This is a genomic window from Shinella sp. GW835-FHT14H05, from assembly GCF_058793575.1.
The window spans coordinates 296,871-313,233 of sequence record NZ_JBXAFY010000001.1 but is presented as its reverse complement, the minus strand read 5'-3'; the positions used below and the strand labels follow the sequence as shown (position 1 = coordinate 313,233).

Genomic DNA, 16,363 nt, shown 5'->3' with positions numbered 1-16,363 from the left:
CTCCCGAATGCTTCGCCGCCCTTGCGTCGCGGGCCTCGCCTTCATATGACTCAGGTTACAGGCGCGCGGCAAGTCAGGATCGGAGCGGAAGGAATGGCGCATCCCAAGATGCGATGGACCGAAAACGATCCGGACCTGCCGGCGGAAGCGCGCGCGGACTGGATCGCCGTCCTGCCACTCGGCGCCCATGAGGGCCATGGTCCGCATTTGCCGCTCGAAACCGACACGCTGATCGCCGAGGGCGTCGCCGCCCGGCTGATGGCCGTGCTGCCGGCGCACCTGCCCGTCACCTTCCTTCCCGTCGAGCCGGTCGGCTATTCGCCCGAACATCTCGACGTACCGGGCACGCGCTCGCTGGATTATGCCGAGGCCATCGAGCGCTGGCTTGCAATAGCCGGGGACCTGCGCCCCTTCGGCATCCGCAAGCTGGTGCTGCTCAACGCCCATGGCGGCAATTCCCCGCTGATGACCATCGTCGCGACCGAGGCACGCATTCGCTTCGACATGCTCATCGTCGCGACCGCCTGGACCCGCTTCGGCCAGCCAGACGGATGGATCACGCCGGAAGACAAGGCGATCGACATCCATGGCGGCGACATCGAGACCTCCGTCATGCTCGCGCTTCATCCGGATGTGGTCCATATGGAGAAGGCGGAGCGCTTCGGCTCGCGCCAGGCGGAATTCGCCGCCCGCTTCGCGCATCTGCGCGCCTACGGGCCGCATGCCTTCGGCTGGAAGATGTCCGACCTCAACCCAAAGGGCGTTGCGGGCGACGCCAGTGCGGCGACGGCGGAAAAGGGCGAGCGGCTGCTCATGCACGCCGTGCGCGGCCTCGTCGCCCTCCTCGAAGACGTCGCCGCCTTCGATGTGAAGACGCTGGACTAAAGCAATTCTAGCAAAAGTGCGGAACGCGGTTTTGCGTCCGGATTGCGCAACGACAAGACCCGATCGCATTTGCGCTGGCCCGTTCGATCTCCTATATCAGACGCCAACCGGACGTCTCAGCCGTCCCCGCAATCGCTCGAGGTTCCCATGACCGAAACAGCCCTCCCGAAACCCATTCCCGTCACCGTGCTCACCGGCTATCTCGGCGCCGGCAAGACGACCCTGCTCAACCGCATCCTCACCGGCAATCACGGCAAGCGATACGCCGTCATCGTCAACGAATTCGGCGAAATCGGCATCGACAACGACCTGATCGTCGAATCCGACGAGGAAATCTACGAGATGAACAACGGCTGCATCTGCTGCACCGTGCGCGGCGACTTGATCCGCGTCGTGGAAGGCCTGATGCGCCGCCCCGGCCGCTTCGACGCCATCATCGTCGAGACGACGGGCCTTGCCGATCCGGTGCCGGTCGCCCAGACCTTCTTCATGGACGACGACGTGCGCCAGAAGACCGAGCTCGACGCCGTCGTGGCGCTGGTCGACGCAAAGCACCTGCCGCTGCGTCTGAAGGACAGCCGCGAGGCGGAAGACCAGATCGCCTTCGCCGATGTCGTGCTGATCAACAAGACCGACCTCGTGAGCCCTGAAGAGCTGGCCCGCATCGAGGCGACCGTTCGCGTCATCAACCCGTCCGCCCGCATCCACCGCACGACCCGCTCGGAAATCGACCTCACCAAGGTTCTCGACCAGGGCGCGTTCAACCTGGAGCGTGCGCTCGAAAACGATCCGCACTTCCTCGACCACGATGCGCCGGACCATGTCTGTGGCCCGGATTGCGGCCATGACCATCATCATCATGGTCACGACCACGATCATGCGCACCATGATCACGATCATGAACACCACCACCATGATCACGATCATGAGCACCACCACCATGATCACGACCATCACCACCACGATCATGACCATGACCACGATCACGGCGTCTCGCCGATCCATGACGTGACGGTGCAGTCGATCTCGCTGCGCGGCGGCGAGATGAACCCGGACCGCTTCTTCCCCTGGGTCCAGAAGATCACCCAGACCGACGGCCCGAACATCCTGCGCCTCAAGGGCATCATCGCCTTTGCTGGCGATGACGAGCGTTACGTCGTGCAGGGCGTGCACATGATCGTCGAGGGCGACCACCAGCGCGCCTGGAAGGACGGCGAGAAGCGCGAAAGCCGCCTCGTCTTCATCGGCCGCAATCTTGATCGCGAAAAGATCGAACGCACCTTCAAGGCCTGCGAGGCACAGACCCAATAATGCCGACTGTCGCTCCTCTTGATCTCGACGGCCACGTCGTCGCGGCCGCTTTTCTCGGTGACGTGCCGTTCTTCGCCTCCGCCTCCGGCGCCATCAACCGCCTCGACCATGGCCACAAGGTCACCGAGGCGCATGACGGCCTGCTCGCCTGCGTGCGCGACGAGGCGAACGACACGCTGATCACCGGCGGTGAAGACGGCAAGGTGATGCGCATTGCCGCCGACGGCAGCGTGAGCCTTGTCGCCGAAGTGCCGCGCAAGTGGATCTCCATCGTCGCCGCCGGGCCGCAGGGCGCGGTCGGCTTCGCGGAGGGCCGCACGGCGCGCGTCCGGCTTGCGGATGGCACGATCAAGGAGTTCGTGGAGGCGCGCTCCGTCGAGGGCGTCGCCTTCGCGCCGAAGGGCCTGCGCATCGGCCTGGCGCGCTACAACGGTGCCTCTTTGCACTGGGTGGCCATGGCCGCACAGCCGGTCGATCTGGAATGGAAGGGCGCCCATACCGGCATCACCTTCTCGCCGGATGGCCGCTTCGTCGTCACCAGCATGCAGGAAAACGCCCTGCACGGCTGGAAGCTCGACTCGAAGCCCGGCGGCGATACCCGCCACATGCGCATGACCGGCTATCCGGCGAAGGTGAAGTCGCTTTCCTGGTCGGCCAAGGGCAAGTGGCTTGCCTCTTCCGGCGCGCCGGCCGCGATCGTCTGGCCTTTCTCCGCGAAAGACGGCCCGATGGGCAAGCCGCCGCTGGAACTCGGCACCCGCAGCGACGTGATGGTCACGGCCGTCGCCTGCCACCCGGCGGAAGAAGTCGTCGCGATCGGCTATTCGGATGGCATGGTGCTCGCCGCGCGTTTCGCCGACAGCCGCGAAGTGCTGCTGCGCCGCCCCGGCAAGGGCGCCATCACCTCCATGGCCTGGAGCAAGAGCGGCAAGCTGATCGCCTTCGCCAGCGAAGCCGGCGATTGCGGCGTCATCGATATCGCGGGATAACGGCATAAACCCGGAAGAGCGACGCTCTCCCGGGCCCACGGACCGCAAGGGTGGGGATGGTGCGGTCAGTGTTTGCGCTTCTTGCAGCCGCAATCGCTACCGCCGAGAATGCCGAGCGTGTTGCCATTGAGGATGCCCGACAGGGTGCCGTTGAGCACGCCGTTCAGGACCTTGTTGTTGTCGTTGTCGGTCAGGATATCGCCGATGCCGAGCCCGACGCTCGGGGCGATAACGATGCCGCCCGTCTTGTTGCCGTTCAGAATGCCGAGGCCGCCGGCGGACGCCTGGCTGGCGCCGGCAAATGCGAAGATGGTTGCGATGAGGATGGTGGTGCGGGTCTTGCTCATGTTCTCTCTCCTTCGGTTGTGTACCTCGGTGGTACGCAACTGAAGGTAATATAAGCGCCGATTTACTCAACCAGATTTCCCAATCGTAGCAAATAGTTAACCATAACAGAGACAAGTTTAACGATCTGATACCAATCACAACTCATAATAGATAAATCGCAATATCGACGCGAAATTCAATCACTGAGAGAAATTTTAACCATACAACTCTAGGATTCTGTTCCATTAACAGACAGAGGCAGGATCCGATGCGCTTCCTTCGTGGCTTCATTTGCACGGCTCTGGCGCTTGCCGGATACAACCCGGCTTCTGCGGACTCAACCGTCGATTACAAGGTGGGTGGCGGCTGGACATCCAATATTTTCCAGGACTCGAGCAGCATCTCGGCCGCTTTCGGCGAGGCAAAGCTCGGTTTGCGCGGCAGTCTGGCGCTGGAAGATTCCCATCTCGCCTATGCCTTGAGCGCCGGTGTGCGCCGCGTGCCAAAGTATCGTTTCGCGGACCAGCGCATCGTGGGCCTGGAGCTCGGCTACAGCCATGACCTCAGCAAGACGGTAAAACTCACGCTGAAGGGCGGCGTCGAACATCGGCGCACCGGCGACATCTTTCTTAACCTGCCCGGCGCGCTGATCGGCTACCGCAAGGTGGACGTCGTCGCCACCGCCAGCGCCGGCATCACGGTCGACCGCTGGGGCGGCCGCAATCACCTGACCGCAACCGTCACCAAGCTCGACCGCGGCAAGGCGCATTTCACGCTGCGCGGGCTAAGGTCGACCCAGCTCGAAGCGGGCTATACCCTGTTCGACGTAACCGGCGGCCATATCCGCCCGCTCTTCGGCGGCGAGGTGGGCGCCACGCTGCAATATCGCGCAAGCCAGATCGCCAGCTCCGAACGCCGCGCCTTCGAGCGCTTCCCGGCCGAGACCCTGCGTGGATCGCTCGCCTATGGCCGCGTCTTCGGCAAGAGCCTGACCTTGATGGCGGAGGCCGGCGTCGTGGGCGTGCAAAGCCCGTATCTCGGCAAGACGGTGGAACGCGCGCGGCCATTCCTGAAAGGCGAGCTGACCTGGCAGCTCCCGCGTGAAGCCGTCCTGAAGGCGAAGCTCACGCGCGACATTCAGCTCGGCGACATCGATGATTCGCTCGGCGAAGACGTGCGAACGGTCGGCCTTTCGCTGGAAAAGGCGCTGACGGAGAAGCTGAAGCTCGCGCTCGCCTATGAGCAGGCCTATAGCGACTGGCTCTATTACGACTATCGCACGCGCACGAAATCGATCTCGGCGACGCTGAGCTATGCATTTTCCAAGAGCGCCACCGCCTCGCTGGAATACAGCCACCTCGTGCGCCGCGAAAACGACAAGGCCGCCGACTTCGAGGTCGACGGCCTTGCGGCACGGTTTTCGGGCTCGTTCTGACCGTTCACCACTCCAGCTCGACCTGGGGCCGGCCGTTCGAGGTTTTCTCGGTCGTGCGCCCCGTCTCGTCGACGGTGCAATTCACCCGCTGGCGGAAGGCGGAGAAGCTGTCGAACGTCACCACGTCCACCGGCTCGTCGAAATGCAGCGTCATGCGGTAGCGGCCGGGCTGGCTGGTCAGCGCCTGCACGCCGAGGATTTCCGCATCGAAGGGCTGGCCGAGATAGTGCCCGCGCACGCGCGAGCCGAGCATCCACGGATTGAACGGCGGCCGGTTGCCGACGACGGCATGCAGCGTGTTCCAGTCGCGAAAGCCGTATTGCGCGGCGATGAGTTCCAGTGCGCGGGAATGGGAAATCGCCTGGTCGTCTTCGGCAAAACGCGCACGCAGCCGCTTCGCCTGGTCTTTCAGGGCATCGAGGGATGGTAGGGGCGTCGATGTTGGACGCATGTCGGATCTCCAGTGTCTGCATGCGTCATTTCGGAGGGAGCCCGCATTGCCACCGGTTCGCATGCATGATGCTGGAAGACCGATCGTCATTCAGAGAGACTTCACCAAAGCTAACGCTCGCGGACGGCAGGGGCTCTCACCCTGCCCCGCACATAAGGCTTCGCGCGCCGCCTGTCAAATGGCGGGCTCTTGCATCGCCGGCTGAGGCGTGGGAGCAATCGCAGCGGGAGGAACCACCATGACCCTCGTCACCCTGCTTGCCTTCGCCGCCGTCGCCTTCATCGGCATCGCGACGCCCGGGCCCAACTGTCCTGCTCGCGCTCACCAACGGCTCGCGCTACGGCATCAGCCGTGCACTGCCCGGCATGGTCGGCGCCGTGCTTTCGGATTTCGTGCTGATCGGCGCCGTCGCACTTGGCCTCGGCGCGCTTCTTGCGGCGTCCGAATTCTGGTTCACCGTCGTCAAATGGCTGGGTGCGGCCTATCTTGCCTTCCTCGGCATCCAGATGCTGCGCTCCACCGGCACGCTCGGCCGCGCCCTCGATGACCCACAGGCCGCCGGCCGCACGACCGCGCGGGCGATCTTCTCGAAAAGCCTGCTGGTCGCCGTCACCAATCCCAAGGGCTACCTGTTGTTCTCGGCCTTCCTGCCGCAGTTCATCGATCCATCGGCCCCGCAGACGCAGCAATATGCCCTGCTTGCGCTGGTCTTCGCGGCCATCGATTTCGTCGTGATGTTCGGTTATGCCGCACTCGGCTCGCAGGCCGTGCGCCTGCTCAAGACATCCGGTGCCGCCTGGCTCGACCGCATCTGCGGCGGTGCGCTGCTGGCGCTTGCGGGCTCGCTCGCCTTCTATCGCCGCGCCGCGAACTGATCAGCTCTCGGCGGTGCCGATGATCTTGGCCAGGAGATCATGCAGGTCGTCGCGGTAGCCGGAACGGGCGGAAGGGTCGCCCTCATCGGAGGTCATGGCGACCGTCAGGCCGAGGTCCGGCACGATATAGAGCATCTGGCCGCCAAAGCCCCAGGCATAATGCACCGTCTTGCCGCCGATCACCCGCTCGAACCAGCCGTAGCCATAGCCGTCGTTGGAAAAACGCGAATTGGTGCGCGACTGCCAGGATTTGCGGATCCAGTCCTCCGGCACGAGCTGCGTGCCATCCGCGGTGCGCCCGCCATTGCGGTAGAGTTCGCCGAAGGCCAGCAGGGAGCGCGCGCTCATCGCCATCTGGTTGCCACCAAGATAGATGCCCTGCGGATCGCGGTCCCAGGCACCGATGCGGAAATCCTCAAGGGGGCCGAGCCAGTCGCGGGCGAGCGCCAGCGTCGACTTGCCGCCGACCTTCGTCAGGATCGCCGAGAGAAGATGCGTCGAGCCGGTGGAGTAAAGCATTGCCCCACCCGGCTCGTCGGCGAAGGGCATGGCTAGGGCCGCACGCACCCAGTTGCGGCTCGCGACCCAGCGGCCGTAATTGCCGCCGGAGGTACGCTCCAGCCCCGCCTGCATGGAGAGCAGGTTGCCGATGGTGATGCGGTCGAGCCGCGGGTCGCGTTCCGCCGGCAGGTCGCTGGCGAGGATCGGCGCGATCGGCTGGTCGACGCCTTCGAGCAGGCCCTTGGAGATGGCGATGCCGACGAGGGCCGAGATGATCGATTTCGACGCCGACTTGATGTTCGCGCTCTCGGCCGGCGTATGCCCGCCATAGCCACGCTCGGCGACGATCTTGCCGTCGCGCGCCACGACGACCGCCTTCAGCTGCGACAGCGAGGCGGCCGCAGACAGCGTCTCGGCGATCGTCTGCGCCGGCTGGGCGATAACAGGCTCCTGCGCGCGGGCGCCTGCGAGCGGCAAGGCCAGAGCAAGACCGATAATGAAAAGCTGCTTCCTCATGGGAAGGCAGATAGGCGACGGGCGGCGCAATTTCATGGCCGATGGCCGGGCTTCACGCAGTGTTGAAAACCCGTGTACACCGGCCATGAACGGCTCGATCCTCAGAAGCGGTAGGTGACGCCGGCGCCGACCAGCCAGGGATTGAGCTTTGCCTTGCCCGTCAGCGGGGTGCCATTGAGGTCGACCTTCCATTTCGGTTCGAGAAAAATCTTCTTCACGTCGAAGTTCATGCCCCAATGATCGTCCAGCATGTAATCGAAGCCGACCTGCAGGGCGGCGCCGACCTTGTTCTCGATATCGAGCTTGGAAAAATCGCCAGAACCGGACTGGTTGTAGAAGACCGTATAGTTCACGCCCGCGCCGACATAGGGCTTGAAGGCGCCGAAATCGGTGAAATGGTATTGCAGCGTCACGGTCGGCGGCAGCAGCCAGGCCTTGCCCACCCTGCCAAGCCCGGCGATCGACCCGGCCGCATCGACATGCGCATAGGTCGTGCCGAGGATAAGCTCGGCCGCAATGTTGTCGGTGAAGAAATAGGAGATATCCAGTTCCGGAATGACCGTATCCGAATAGGAGAGGTCGGAACCGGCGATCCCGTTCACGGCACCCGAATCGTTCGTGATGACGCCGAGGCCGCGCACGCGGATCTGCCAGGGGCTTTGCGCTGCAAGGTCGATCGTCGCCTCCGGCGGCGCCATGCGCTCTTCGAGGTCCGCCGCAAAGGCCCCGTTGCCCACCAGCATCAACCCGGCGGCAAGCCCCATCCATTTCCCAATCATATCGTCTCTCCTGATCGTCTTTGCGGAGCGACTATGGAGCCGGCGAAAGGGGCCTTCCCTTGAGATGGATCAAACGGCGACAAGATCGGTGCGAAATTCGCACCGATCTTGACAATTTCACAATTAAAACAATGACAAGCGTCAAGTCCGACCTGACGTCAGGCCGCCTTGCGCATCTCCGTGCCGGCCAGGCGGCGCCCGCTCGCGACGAGCATGCCGGCAACGCCGTCGAGCCAACCGTCCTTCAGCTCCAGTGCCAGGAAACGGCGGCGTTCGAACGGGCCGGGCATGACGAGGTGCTGCGCCTTGTCGGCAAAGAAGCCGAAACGCTCGTAATATTCTGGATCGCCGACGAGCAGAACCGCGCCATGGCCACGGCCACGCGCCTCGGTGATGGCAGCCCGCATCAGCGCGCCGCCGATGCCCTTGCCCTCATGCTCGCAATCGACGGCGAGCGGGCCGAGCAGCAGCGCCGGCACGGCATTGCCGTCGGAATCGACGCCCGCCTCGACATTCCACAGGCGAACGGTGCCGATGACATGGCCGTCCGGATCGCGGGCGACGAGGGCAAGGCCTTCGGCAGCCACGCGGCCGCGGCGGATCTTTTCCGAGGATTTACGGAAACGCCCCTCGCCCATGACGCGGTCGAGCAAACGCTCGCGCGCGACGACGTCGCCGGCATTTTCCCGGTCGATGGTGAAAGCGGCATGCGCGAAGAACGCGCGGACAGAATCAAGAACAGTGGCCATCGTTGGGCCTCCCGAACTCAAAACCGATTCAAACGGTATCTGGAAGGAATTGTGAATTTGGCGCTCCCGCTCGAAACGGGAGCGCCGGTAGACTTAGATGACGTAGGCCTTGAGCGGCTCGAAGCCGTTGAAGGCGACGGCCGAGTAGGTCGTCGTGTAGGCGCCGGTGCCCTCGATCAGAACCTCGTCGCCGATCGAAAGGGTGATCGGCAGCGGGTACATGTTCTTCTCGTACATCACGTCGGCCGAATCGCAGGTCGGGCCGGCGAGCACGCAGGGCTCCATCTCGTCCTGATCGCGCGCGGTGCGGATCGGGTAGCGGATCGCCTCGTCCATGGTTTCGGCGAGACCGCCGAACTTGCCGATGTCGAGGAAGACCCAACGGTGGTTGTCGTTGTCGGACTTCTTCGAGACGAGAACGACTTCCGCCTTGATCACACCCGCATTGCCGACCATGCCGCGGCCCGGCTCGATGATGGTTTCCGGGATCTGGTTGCCGAAGTGCTTCTTCAGCGCACCGAAGATCGCCTTGCCATAGGCTTCGGCAGACGGAACGTCGCGCAGGTACTTCGTCGGGAAGCCGCCGCCCATGTTGACCATCTTGAGCTCAATGCCCTGCTTGGCAAGCTGCACGAAGACGCGCTTGGCATCGGCAAGGGCCGAATCCCAGGCGTCGACCTTCGTCATCTGCGAGCCGACATGGAACGACACGCCATAGGAGACGAGACCGTTCTGGTGGGCGTAGACGAGCACGTCGACGGCCATCTGCGGCACACAGCCGAACTTGCGCGACAGCGGCCATTCGGCGCCTTCGCCATCGGTCAGGACGCGGCAGAACACGCGCGCGCCGGGAGCGGCACGGCCGATCTTCTCGACTTCCTCATGGCTGTCGACCGCGAAGAGCGAAACGCCGAGCGCATGCGCTTTGGCGACGTCGCGCTCCTTCTTGATCGTGTTGCCGAAGGAGATACGGCTCGGGGTGGCACCGGCATCAAGCGCCATTTCGATTTCGGCGACGGACGCGCAATCGAAGTTGGAGCCCATGGAGGCGAGCAGGCGCAGGACTTCCGGCGCCGGATTGGCCTTGACGGCATAATAGATCGAGCTGTCGGGCAGCGCGTGGCGGAAGGCCTTGAAATTGTCACGCACGACATCGAGGTCGACAACGAGGCACGGGCCGTCGGGACGTCGGGTGTTCAGGAAGTCGATAATACGTGCAGTCGCCATTTCGGTATTCCCCATATCCAGGTTGCTCCGGGAAACCCGGAGGACAAAGGGCAGAATGCAAGCACGCTTTGGAACCAGCCGGTGGAGACCCCGGAACCAAACGTGCGCATCATGCGCGATCGGTGAATCGAAGCCCGCCTAGGCTTCAATTCGGCTTTGTCTGCCTTGGATTGGCGGGAAAACCCGACCGCACGTCCGGCAATGAAGGTGTGCCTCTTCAGTAACCCCGGCTGTTGGAAAGCCGGCAGACACCAGAAAGGCCCGCACCGTCGTTGCTTCAAGATGTCCTCGCTCTTCCGGTTGGCCGGAGAAACGACTGGAGGGGTTAATTCCAGGTACCTTACCGAGTTCCTCACCAAATCGAGGGTCGGCGGACACCCACAGGCACGTGCGACTTTGGGCAAGGGGGAGATAAGAAGAATCGCTGTCGTAATCAAGAGGTTTTTTGAAAGTCGCTATTGAAAATATTTTGACAGCCACGACATTCGCCGGACTGGTTTTCACAGAATGGTGATTACGCACCGGCCACCGTTTCGGCCGCAGCCGCGTGGGGACACATGGACACTCTGACCCGAATCCGGGCCTTCATCGACGTCGTCGACGCCGAAGGCTTTTCCGCAGCCTCGCGCAAGACCGGCCGGTCCAAGGCGCTGCTCTCGAAATATGTGCGCGAACTGGAGGACGAATTGGGCACGCTCTTGCTCAACCGCACCACCCGCCAGTTCTCGATGACCGAGGCCGGCCACACCTATTACCGCACCGCTTCCGATATCCTGAAGGAGATCGACAACCTCGCCGACCTCGTGCGCGAGAAGAACACGGACCTGCGCGGCAAACTGAAGGTTTCCGCGCCACGCACCTTCGTCGATGCCGATATCGGCCAGTCGATCATCGATTTCGGCAAGGAGCACCCGGAACTCTCGCTGGAAATCGTCTCCGACGATCGTTTCGTCGATCTCGTGGAGGAAGGTTTCGACGTGGCGATCCGCATCACGCGGCTCGAAGACTCCGCCCTCATCGCGCGAAAACTCGGCGATTTCTTCCTGAAGATCTGCGTGAGCGAAGAATTCCTCGCCCAAGCCGGCCCGATCAACCATCCAAGCGACCTCGCCCGCCTGCCCTGCATCATCGACACCAACGGCAAATCGCATAGCAACTGGCGCTTCATCGACGAAAAGGGTGCCGGCTTTTCCGTGCCGGTCGGCGGGAATATCGAGGTGAACAGCCCGACGGCGGCGGTGCGTGCGGCGGCAAGCGGGCTCGGCGTCGCGCAGGTGCCGGCCTTCATCGCCCGCCACTGCCTGGAAACCGGCAAGATCGTTTCGATCCTCGAAGATTACCTGCCAACGGACCGCGGCATCTACGCGATCTATCCGCATCGCCGCTACCTGCCGGCGAAGGTGCGCACCTTCGTCGATTTCCTGCACGCCTGGTTCCGTCGCAATCCCGGCATCGAGGCCTGATAAAGTCCCAATTCCGACCCATTTGCGTTACATTCAACCGGACGATTCTGAACGCCCGCGAGAGGACTGACACCCATGCGATTCCTCCCCCTCCTCCTAGCCGGCGCAGCGCTTGCCGCCCCGGCGGCGGCGCTCGCCCATCCGCACATCTTCGCGGAAGCCCGGCTGGAAGTGGTGGCGGGCGAGGACGGCACGGTCAGCGAGCTGCGCAATGTCTGGCGTTTCGACGAGATGTTTTCGGCCAGCGTCGTGATGGACTTCGACAAGAACAGCAATGCGGCGCTCGATCCGGACGAACTGGCGGACGTCGGCAAGACCGTTCTCGAATCGCTGGAAGAGTTCAGCTACTACACGACGATCACCGAGGACGGGAAAACCATCAAGGTCGGCAAGCCGGACGCGATCAACGTCGACTACAAGGACGGCCAGCTCCTGATGTTCTTCACGGTCAAGCCCGGCGAGACGATGCCCCTCAAGGGCAAGCTCACCTTCGGCGTCTACGACCCCACCATGTATGCCGCGATGGATTTCGCCTCGGATGACGATCTCGTGGCGGTCGGCGACAAGTTTTCCGCCTGCAAGCGCGCCGTCGTGCGGCCGGATGCGGATGAAGTGCTTGCCCAGAATCAGGACAGCCTGACCGAAGCTTTCTTCAACGACCCGGCCGGCACCGACATGTCGAAACTCTTCGCCACCCGTCTGGAGATGACATGCTGACCCGCGGCCGCGCCCTCACGCTTCTCACCCTGACGCTCGCCATCGCCGCGACCGCCGGCCTCGCCCACGCTGCATCCCCGCTTGGCATCGGCTCGGCGGAGCCGGGCTTCAACACAACCGGCACCTTCGGCAGCCTTTTCGGCTGGATCAACGCCCAGCAGCAAGGTTTCTACCGGCTGATGACCGGCGCGCTGAAGGACATGCGCGAAAACCCGTGGGCGGCCTCGACGCTCGTCGGGCTCTCCTTCGCCTATGGCGTGTTCCATGCCGCCGGCCCCGGCCATGGCAAGGCGGTGATCTCTTCCTACATGCTGGCAAACGAGGTGGAGCTGAAGCGCGGCGTGCTGCTTTCCTTCCTCTCCTCGATCCTGCAAGGCGTGGTCGCCATCCTGCTCGTCGGCGCCGCCTTCCTGTTACTGCGTGGCACGACCGTGTCGATGACCGACGCCACCCGCGCGCTCGAAACCGGCAGCTACGCGCTAATCGCCCTCTTCGGCGCCTGGCTGCTGTTCCGCAAGCTGCGCCCGGCCCAGCGCCGCGCCTCCGCGCTCGGCGCACAGGCCGTCGAGGTGCATGACCATCATCATCACGGCCATGATCACCACCACCATCATGCCGGCGAGATCTGCTCGACCTGCGGCCATGCCCATGCGCCGGACCCGTCACTCTTGAAGGGTGAGCGTTTTGCGCTCAGGGAAGCCTGGTCGGCCATCGTCGCCGTGGGGCTGCGCCCCTGCTCCGGTGCGCTCATCGTGCTGAGCTTCGCGCTGTTGAACGGCCTCTATCTCGGTGGAATGCTCGCCGTCTTCGCCATGTCGATCGGCACGGCCATTACCGTCTCGACGCTCGCCACGCTCGCCGTCACCGCCAAGGGTGCGGCCGTGCGCTTCGCCGGCAACGGTTCCGCCGCCGTGCGCGTCGGCACCGCCATCGAGATCGGCGGCGCGGCCCTGGTAATGGTTCTGGGGCTATTGCTGCTTGGAGCCTCGCTCCAGGCCTAGTTTTCGTGGTTGCGCTGGTAGCGTGCACGCAGCCAGAACAGCAGGAAGAAGCCGAGCACGAGCAGCGTGCCGAAAATCCCCGCCAGCCAGGGCGAGACGCCGCCGAGCGCGATCATGATGCGCGGCAGGAAATAGAAGGCCACGCCCGTTCCCAGCAGGATGGCAAGCGCCGCCAGCACCGGCGACTTTGCCTTGCGCTCCCCGCTCATGCCGACAACTCGGCGCGGATGTCTTCGAGCTTGCGCTTCTGCTGGCCGTCCGCGTCGAAATTGTCCGGCGAAAGCCAGGCATCGAAGGCCTTGGCGACGACGGGCCATTCGCCGTCGATGATCGAGAACCAGGCGGTGTCGCGGTTCTCGCGCTTGGACAGCATGTGCTGGCGGAAGACGCCCTCGAAGGTGAAGCCGAGGCGGGCGGCGGTGCGCTTGCTCGGCTCGTTGCGGTTGTCGCACTTCCACTCGTAGCGGCGATAGCCGAGATCCTCAAAGACGTGCTTGGCGAGCAGGTACTGTGCCTCGGTCGACAGCGGCGAGCGGGACATGGCGCCGCCATGCGCGATGCCGCCGATCTCGACGACGCCGTTTGCCGGATCGGGCCGCATGTAATGCGCCATGCCGACGACCGTGTCGTTCGCCTTGTCGATGATGACTTCGCGCACCCAGCCAGACTTGAGCACAGCCTCGGACCAGGCGTCGAAACCCTCGATGCCGGTGAAATCGTCCTGCGCGAAATATTTCAGCAGCGGATTGATCGCCATGCCGCCGAAGGCATCCCAAAGGGCCTCAAGATGTTTTGCGCGATCATAGGGCTCGAGGCGCACGGTACGGCCTTCGAGAGCCACGGGGGCCGGCGGCGGGCAGCCTTTCCAATCCTTGAGGTCGCGCATGAAAAATCCTCCTTCGGTCTTTGCCGAAGGGATAGAGCAGCGCGCGGGCGCACGCAATGTCGAAAGCGGGGAGCGGCGTTCGGCCGCTCCCCGCACAAACTTAGACGGTGGCGGCGGAAACCGTCGCCTCGATATGGTCGACCAGCGCATCCGGCAGGTTGAGGCGGCCGGCGAGCAGGTCGAGATAACCGCGCTCGGCGCGTGACTTCGGCTCGATGGCGAGGCGCGAGGCGGTGTAGAGCTCGACGCGCTGCTCTTCGGTCGTGGCGGCGGAAATGATCGCGTCGAGATCGACTGGGTTGGCAAGCTCCTCTTCAAGGAACTGCGCGGCATCGGCGCCAAGGCCGGAGACCTTCAGCTTGTCCATAATGCGGGCGCGCTCGGCCTCGTCGATATGGCCATCGGCACGCGAAGCGGCGATCATGGCGCGAACGAGGATGAGGGCGAAATCGGTGCTGACGGCTTCGGGGTGGAAGCCGGAATCGCTCGGCGGGGGCAGCAGTTCAGGGGTCGTGCCCTGCGTCGTCTCCACCGGGTTCTGGCCGGCCTTGTAGTTCTTGTACGCTTGGTAGCCGAGGCCCGCGATGGCGGCGAGGCTGCCGAGCTTCAGCGCGGAGCCGGCCACCTGTCGGCCGGTGCCCGTACCGAGAAGAACGCCGGCAATGGCGATCGAGGCAAGCGGGTTGTCCTTGGCAAGCTGGGTGACCTGGCCGGCGCGATCGCGCACGGATCCGCCGGCGCCGGGCACCTGCGAACCGAGGAACTGGTCAAGCAACTTCTTGGCGTCAAACATAGGGCGTCTCCGTTTCGCTTGTTCTCTTGTCATCGCAAGGGCCGACTGCAAGGCAAGATAGGAATGCGCGCGGAGGATTACAAACGCATAACGGGCGACCAAAGGCCGCCCGCTTGCAAATCCGTTGAACTTGGGCCTCAGCCCTTGAGCGCTGCGGCTTCCGCGGCCAGCTTGGTGATGCCGGCCCAGTCGCCCTTGGCGACGAGGTCCTTCGGCGCGACCCAGGAGCCGCCGACGCAGATGACGTTCGGCAGCGAGAGATAGTCGCGGGCGTTCGACAGCGAGATGCCGCCCGTCGGGCAGAACAGCGTGCCGGCCAGCGGCGAGGCGAGCGACTTGAGGTAGGTGGCACCCCCCGCCTGCTCGGCCGGGAAGAACTTCAGCACCTGGTAGCCCTCTTCGCGAAGGCCCATGACTTCGCTTGCGGTCGCCGCACCCGGCAGCAGCGGGATGTCGGAATCGTGAGCCGCGTCGATCAGCTCCTGCGTCGTGCCGGGGCTGACGACGAACTGCGAGCCGGCTTCCACGGCCGCCTCGAACTGCGCGGCGTTGAGGATGGTGCCGGCACCGGCGACCGCACCCTCGACCTCGTTGGCAACGGCGCGGATCGCCTCCAGGGCGGCCGGCGTGCGCAGCGTGATCTCGATGGCCTTCAGCCCGCCAGCGACGAGTGCCCGCGCCAGCGGAACGGCCGTCTTGACGTCGTCGATGACCAGCACCGGCACCACCGGCTGCAGCTTCAGGACGGAAAGGAGCTTGGCGTTTTTCTCGCTCATGGCATGACCTTTTAAAACGATTGAATTGGGACCCGAATAGCGCGTCTGCGACGTCATGTCGAGCTTAAAGCAAGATTCATGGACTTGTCATGACACACTTATCGTGTAGTCTGCCCGTCGCCTTAAGCCTGTCTCAAACAGCGAAAGCGTGCCTATGGCAAAAGAGATCGAGCGGAAGTTCCTGGTGTCCGGTCAGCGTTGGCGCACCTTCGCAGATGAAGGCATCGCCATACGGCAGGCCTATATCGTTGCCCAGGAGGACCGGTCGCTTCGCGTCCGCATCTTTGGCGACGGCAAAGCCCGCATGACCCTCAAGATCGGCCACGCCGTGCTCGTCCGCGACGAGTACGAATATGATATCGACCGCGACGAGGCAGAGGACATGCTGCGCCATGCGATCGGCAATGTCATCGAGAAGGTGCGCTATAAAGTGCCGCACGCCGGCTATGTCTGGGAAGTCGACGTCTATGGCGGCGCCCATCATGGCCTGGTGATTGCCGAGGTCGAGCTCGCCTCGATCCACGACGACCCGGACCTGCCGAACTGGGTGGGCCGCGAGGTCACCGGTGAAAGCCAGTATTCCAACCAGTCCATGGCGCTCGGCGCCAGCAACGGCGCGAGCCTGCGCCAGCTCGCCTGAGAGCTGCAACACTCCACCGTCTTGCCGGGGGCCGCATTGCCT

At 63.9% G+C, this 16,363-nt stretch carries 18 protein-coding genes and 1 pseudogene; 9 read left to right on the top strand and 10 right to left on the bottom strand.

The window, feature by feature from the left end; all coding sequences use genetic code 11:
• The first annotated feature begins 93 nt into the window (after nucleotides 1-93).
• From AC1Q6Z_RS01495 to AC1Q6Z_RS01485, 3 genes are all read left to right on the top strand, one after another.
• Entirely contained in the window at nucleotides 94-885 is a 792-nt protein-coding gene (locus tag AC1Q6Z_RS01495) for a creatininase family protein (RefSeq protein ID WP_492646506.1), read from the top strand.
• Between the two features lie 147 nt (nucleotides 886-1,032).
• Nucleotides 1,033-2,196 (top strand): CobW family GTP-binding protein, encoded by a 1,164-nt coding sequence (locus AC1Q6Z_RS01490; protein ID WP_492646505.1) that lies wholly within the window; start codon nucleotides 1,033-1,035, stop codon nucleotides 2,194-2,196.
• Entirely contained in the window at nucleotides 2,196-3,185 is a 990-nt protein-coding gene (locus AC1Q6Z_RS01485) for a WD40 repeat domain-containing protein (protein ID WP_492646504.1), read from the top strand. The genes AC1Q6Z_RS01490 and AC1Q6Z_RS01485 overlap by 1 nt, the downstream gene beginning before the upstream one ends.
• 65 nt (nucleotides 3,186-3,250) lie before the next feature.
• Here AC1Q6Z_RS01485 and AC1Q6Z_RS01480 read toward each other — a convergent pair whose 3' ends face one another.
• Complete coding sequence (locus AC1Q6Z_RS01480) at nucleotides 3,251-3,532, bottom strand: hypothetical protein (RefSeq protein ID WP_439617555.1); 282 nt, start codon at nucleotides 3,530-3,532, stop codon at nucleotides 3,251-3,253.
• 248 nt (nucleotides 3,533-3,780) lie between these two features.
• Here AC1Q6Z_RS01480 and AC1Q6Z_RS01475 point away from each other — a divergent pair, with 248 nt between their 5' ends.
• Nucleotides 3,781-4,947 (top strand): outer membrane beta-barrel protein, encoded by a 1,167-nt coding sequence (locus AC1Q6Z_RS01475; RefSeq protein WP_492646503.1) that lies wholly within the window; start codon nucleotides 3,781-3,783, stop codon nucleotides 4,945-4,947.
• A gap of 4 nt (nucleotides 4,948-4,951) precedes the next feature.
• Here the strand turns inward: AC1Q6Z_RS01475 and AC1Q6Z_RS01470 are convergent, their stop codons facing one another.
• Nucleotides 4,952-5,398, bottom strand: coding sequence for a glyoxalase superfamily protein (locus AC1Q6Z_RS01470; protein ID WP_256119808.1), 447 nt, complete (start codon nucleotides 5,396-5,398; stop codon nucleotides 4,952-4,954).
• 238 nt (nucleotides 5,399-5,636) lie between these two features.
• Between AC1Q6Z_RS01470 and AC1Q6Z_RS01465 the strand changes: the two are divergent.
• Nucleotides 5,637-6,273: pseudogene (locus AC1Q6Z_RS01465) on the top strand (LysE family translocator).
• On the opposite strand, the gene AC1Q6Z_RS01460 reads toward AC1Q6Z_RS01465, so the two are convergent.
• The 4 genes from AC1Q6Z_RS01460 to odc2 form a co-directional block, all read right to left on the bottom strand.
• Nucleotides 6,274-7,290, bottom strand: coding sequence for a serine hydrolase domain-containing protein (locus tag AC1Q6Z_RS01460; RefSeq protein ID WP_492646502.1), 1,017 nt, complete (start codon nucleotides 7,288-7,290; stop codon nucleotides 6,274-6,276).
• Between the two features lie 101 nt (nucleotides 7,291-7,391).
• Complete coding sequence (locus AC1Q6Z_RS01455) at nucleotides 7,392-8,069, bottom strand: OmpW/AlkL family protein (protein WP_492646501.1); 678 nt, start codon at nucleotides 8,067-8,069, stop codon at nucleotides 7,392-7,394.
• Nucleotides 8,070-8,227: 158 nt separating this feature from the next.
• Entirely contained in the window at nucleotides 8,228-8,818 is a 591-nt protein-coding gene (locus tag AC1Q6Z_RS01450; protein ID WP_256119812.1) for a GNAT family N-acetyltransferase, read from the bottom strand.
• A gap of 93 nt (nucleotides 8,819-8,911) precedes the next feature.
• Nucleotides 8,912-10,045, bottom strand: coding sequence for an ornithine/lysine decarboxylase (gene odc2, locus AC1Q6Z_RS01445; protein ID WP_256119813.1), 1,134 nt, complete (start codon nucleotides 10,043-10,045; stop codon nucleotides 8,912-8,914).
• A 557-nt stretch (nucleotides 10,046-10,602) separates the two neighbouring features.
• On the opposite strand from odc2, the gene AC1Q6Z_RS01440 reads away from it, so the two are divergent.
• The 3 genes from AC1Q6Z_RS01440 (at nucleotide 10,603) to AC1Q6Z_RS01430 (ending at nucleotide 13,226) form a co-directional block, all read left to right on the top strand.
• Nucleotides 10,603-11,508, top strand: a complete 906-nt coding sequence (locus tag AC1Q6Z_RS01440; RefSeq protein WP_256119814.1) for a LysR family transcriptional regulator — start codon at nucleotides 10,603-10,605, stop codon at nucleotides 11,506-11,508.
• 75 nt (nucleotides 11,509-11,583) lie between these two features.
• Nucleotides 11,584-12,225 (top strand): DUF1007 family protein, encoded by a 642-nt coding sequence (locus AC1Q6Z_RS01435; RefSeq protein ID WP_256119815.1) that lies wholly within the window; start codon nucleotides 11,584-11,586, stop codon nucleotides 12,223-12,225.
• A complete protein-coding gene (locus AC1Q6Z_RS01430; RefSeq protein ID WP_492646500.1) occupies nucleotides 12,219-13,226 on the top strand; it encodes a nickel/cobalt transporter in 1,008 nt (335 codons plus the stop codon). The genes AC1Q6Z_RS01435 and AC1Q6Z_RS01430 overlap by 7 nt, the downstream gene beginning before the upstream one ends.
• Here the strand turns inward: AC1Q6Z_RS01430 and AC1Q6Z_RS01425 are convergent.
• From AC1Q6Z_RS01425 to AC1Q6Z_RS01410, 4 genes are all read right to left on the bottom strand, one after another.
• The gene (locus tag AC1Q6Z_RS01425) at nucleotides 13,223-13,435 is read right to left on the bottom strand and encodes a hypothetical protein (protein WP_256119817.1); all 213 of its coding nucleotides are present in this window, start codon (nucleotides 13,433-13,435) and stop codon (nucleotides 13,223-13,225) included. The genes AC1Q6Z_RS01430 and AC1Q6Z_RS01425 overlap by 4 nt on opposite strands.
• A complete protein-coding gene (locus AC1Q6Z_RS01420) occupies nucleotides 13,432-14,112 on the bottom strand; it encodes a GNAT family N-acetyltransferase (protein ID WP_492646499.1) in 681 nt (226 codons plus the stop codon). Before AC1Q6Z_RS01420 ends, AC1Q6Z_RS01425 begins: the two co-directional genes overlap by 4 nt.
• A 100-nt stretch (nucleotides 14,113-14,212) precedes the next feature.
• Complete coding sequence (locus tag AC1Q6Z_RS01415) at nucleotides 14,213-14,905, bottom strand: tellurite resistance TerB family protein (protein WP_256119819.1); 693 nt, start codon at nucleotides 14,903-14,905, stop codon at nucleotides 14,213-14,215.
• Between the two features lie 137 nt (nucleotides 14,906-15,042).
• Nucleotides 15,043-15,681, bottom strand: a complete 639-nt coding sequence (locus AC1Q6Z_RS01410) for a 2-dehydro-3-deoxy-phosphogluconate aldolase (RefSeq protein WP_439617564.1) — start codon at nucleotides 15,679-15,681, stop codon at nucleotides 15,043-15,045.
• A gap of 154 nt (nucleotides 15,682-15,835) precedes the next feature.
• Here AC1Q6Z_RS01410 and AC1Q6Z_RS01405 point away from each other — a divergent pair, with 154 nt between their 5' ends.
• Entirely contained in the window at nucleotides 15,836-16,321 is a 486-nt protein-coding gene (locus tag AC1Q6Z_RS01405; protein ID WP_256119821.1) for a CYTH domain-containing protein, read from the top strand.
• The last annotated feature ends 42 nt before the right edge of the window (nucleotides 16,322-16,363 follow it).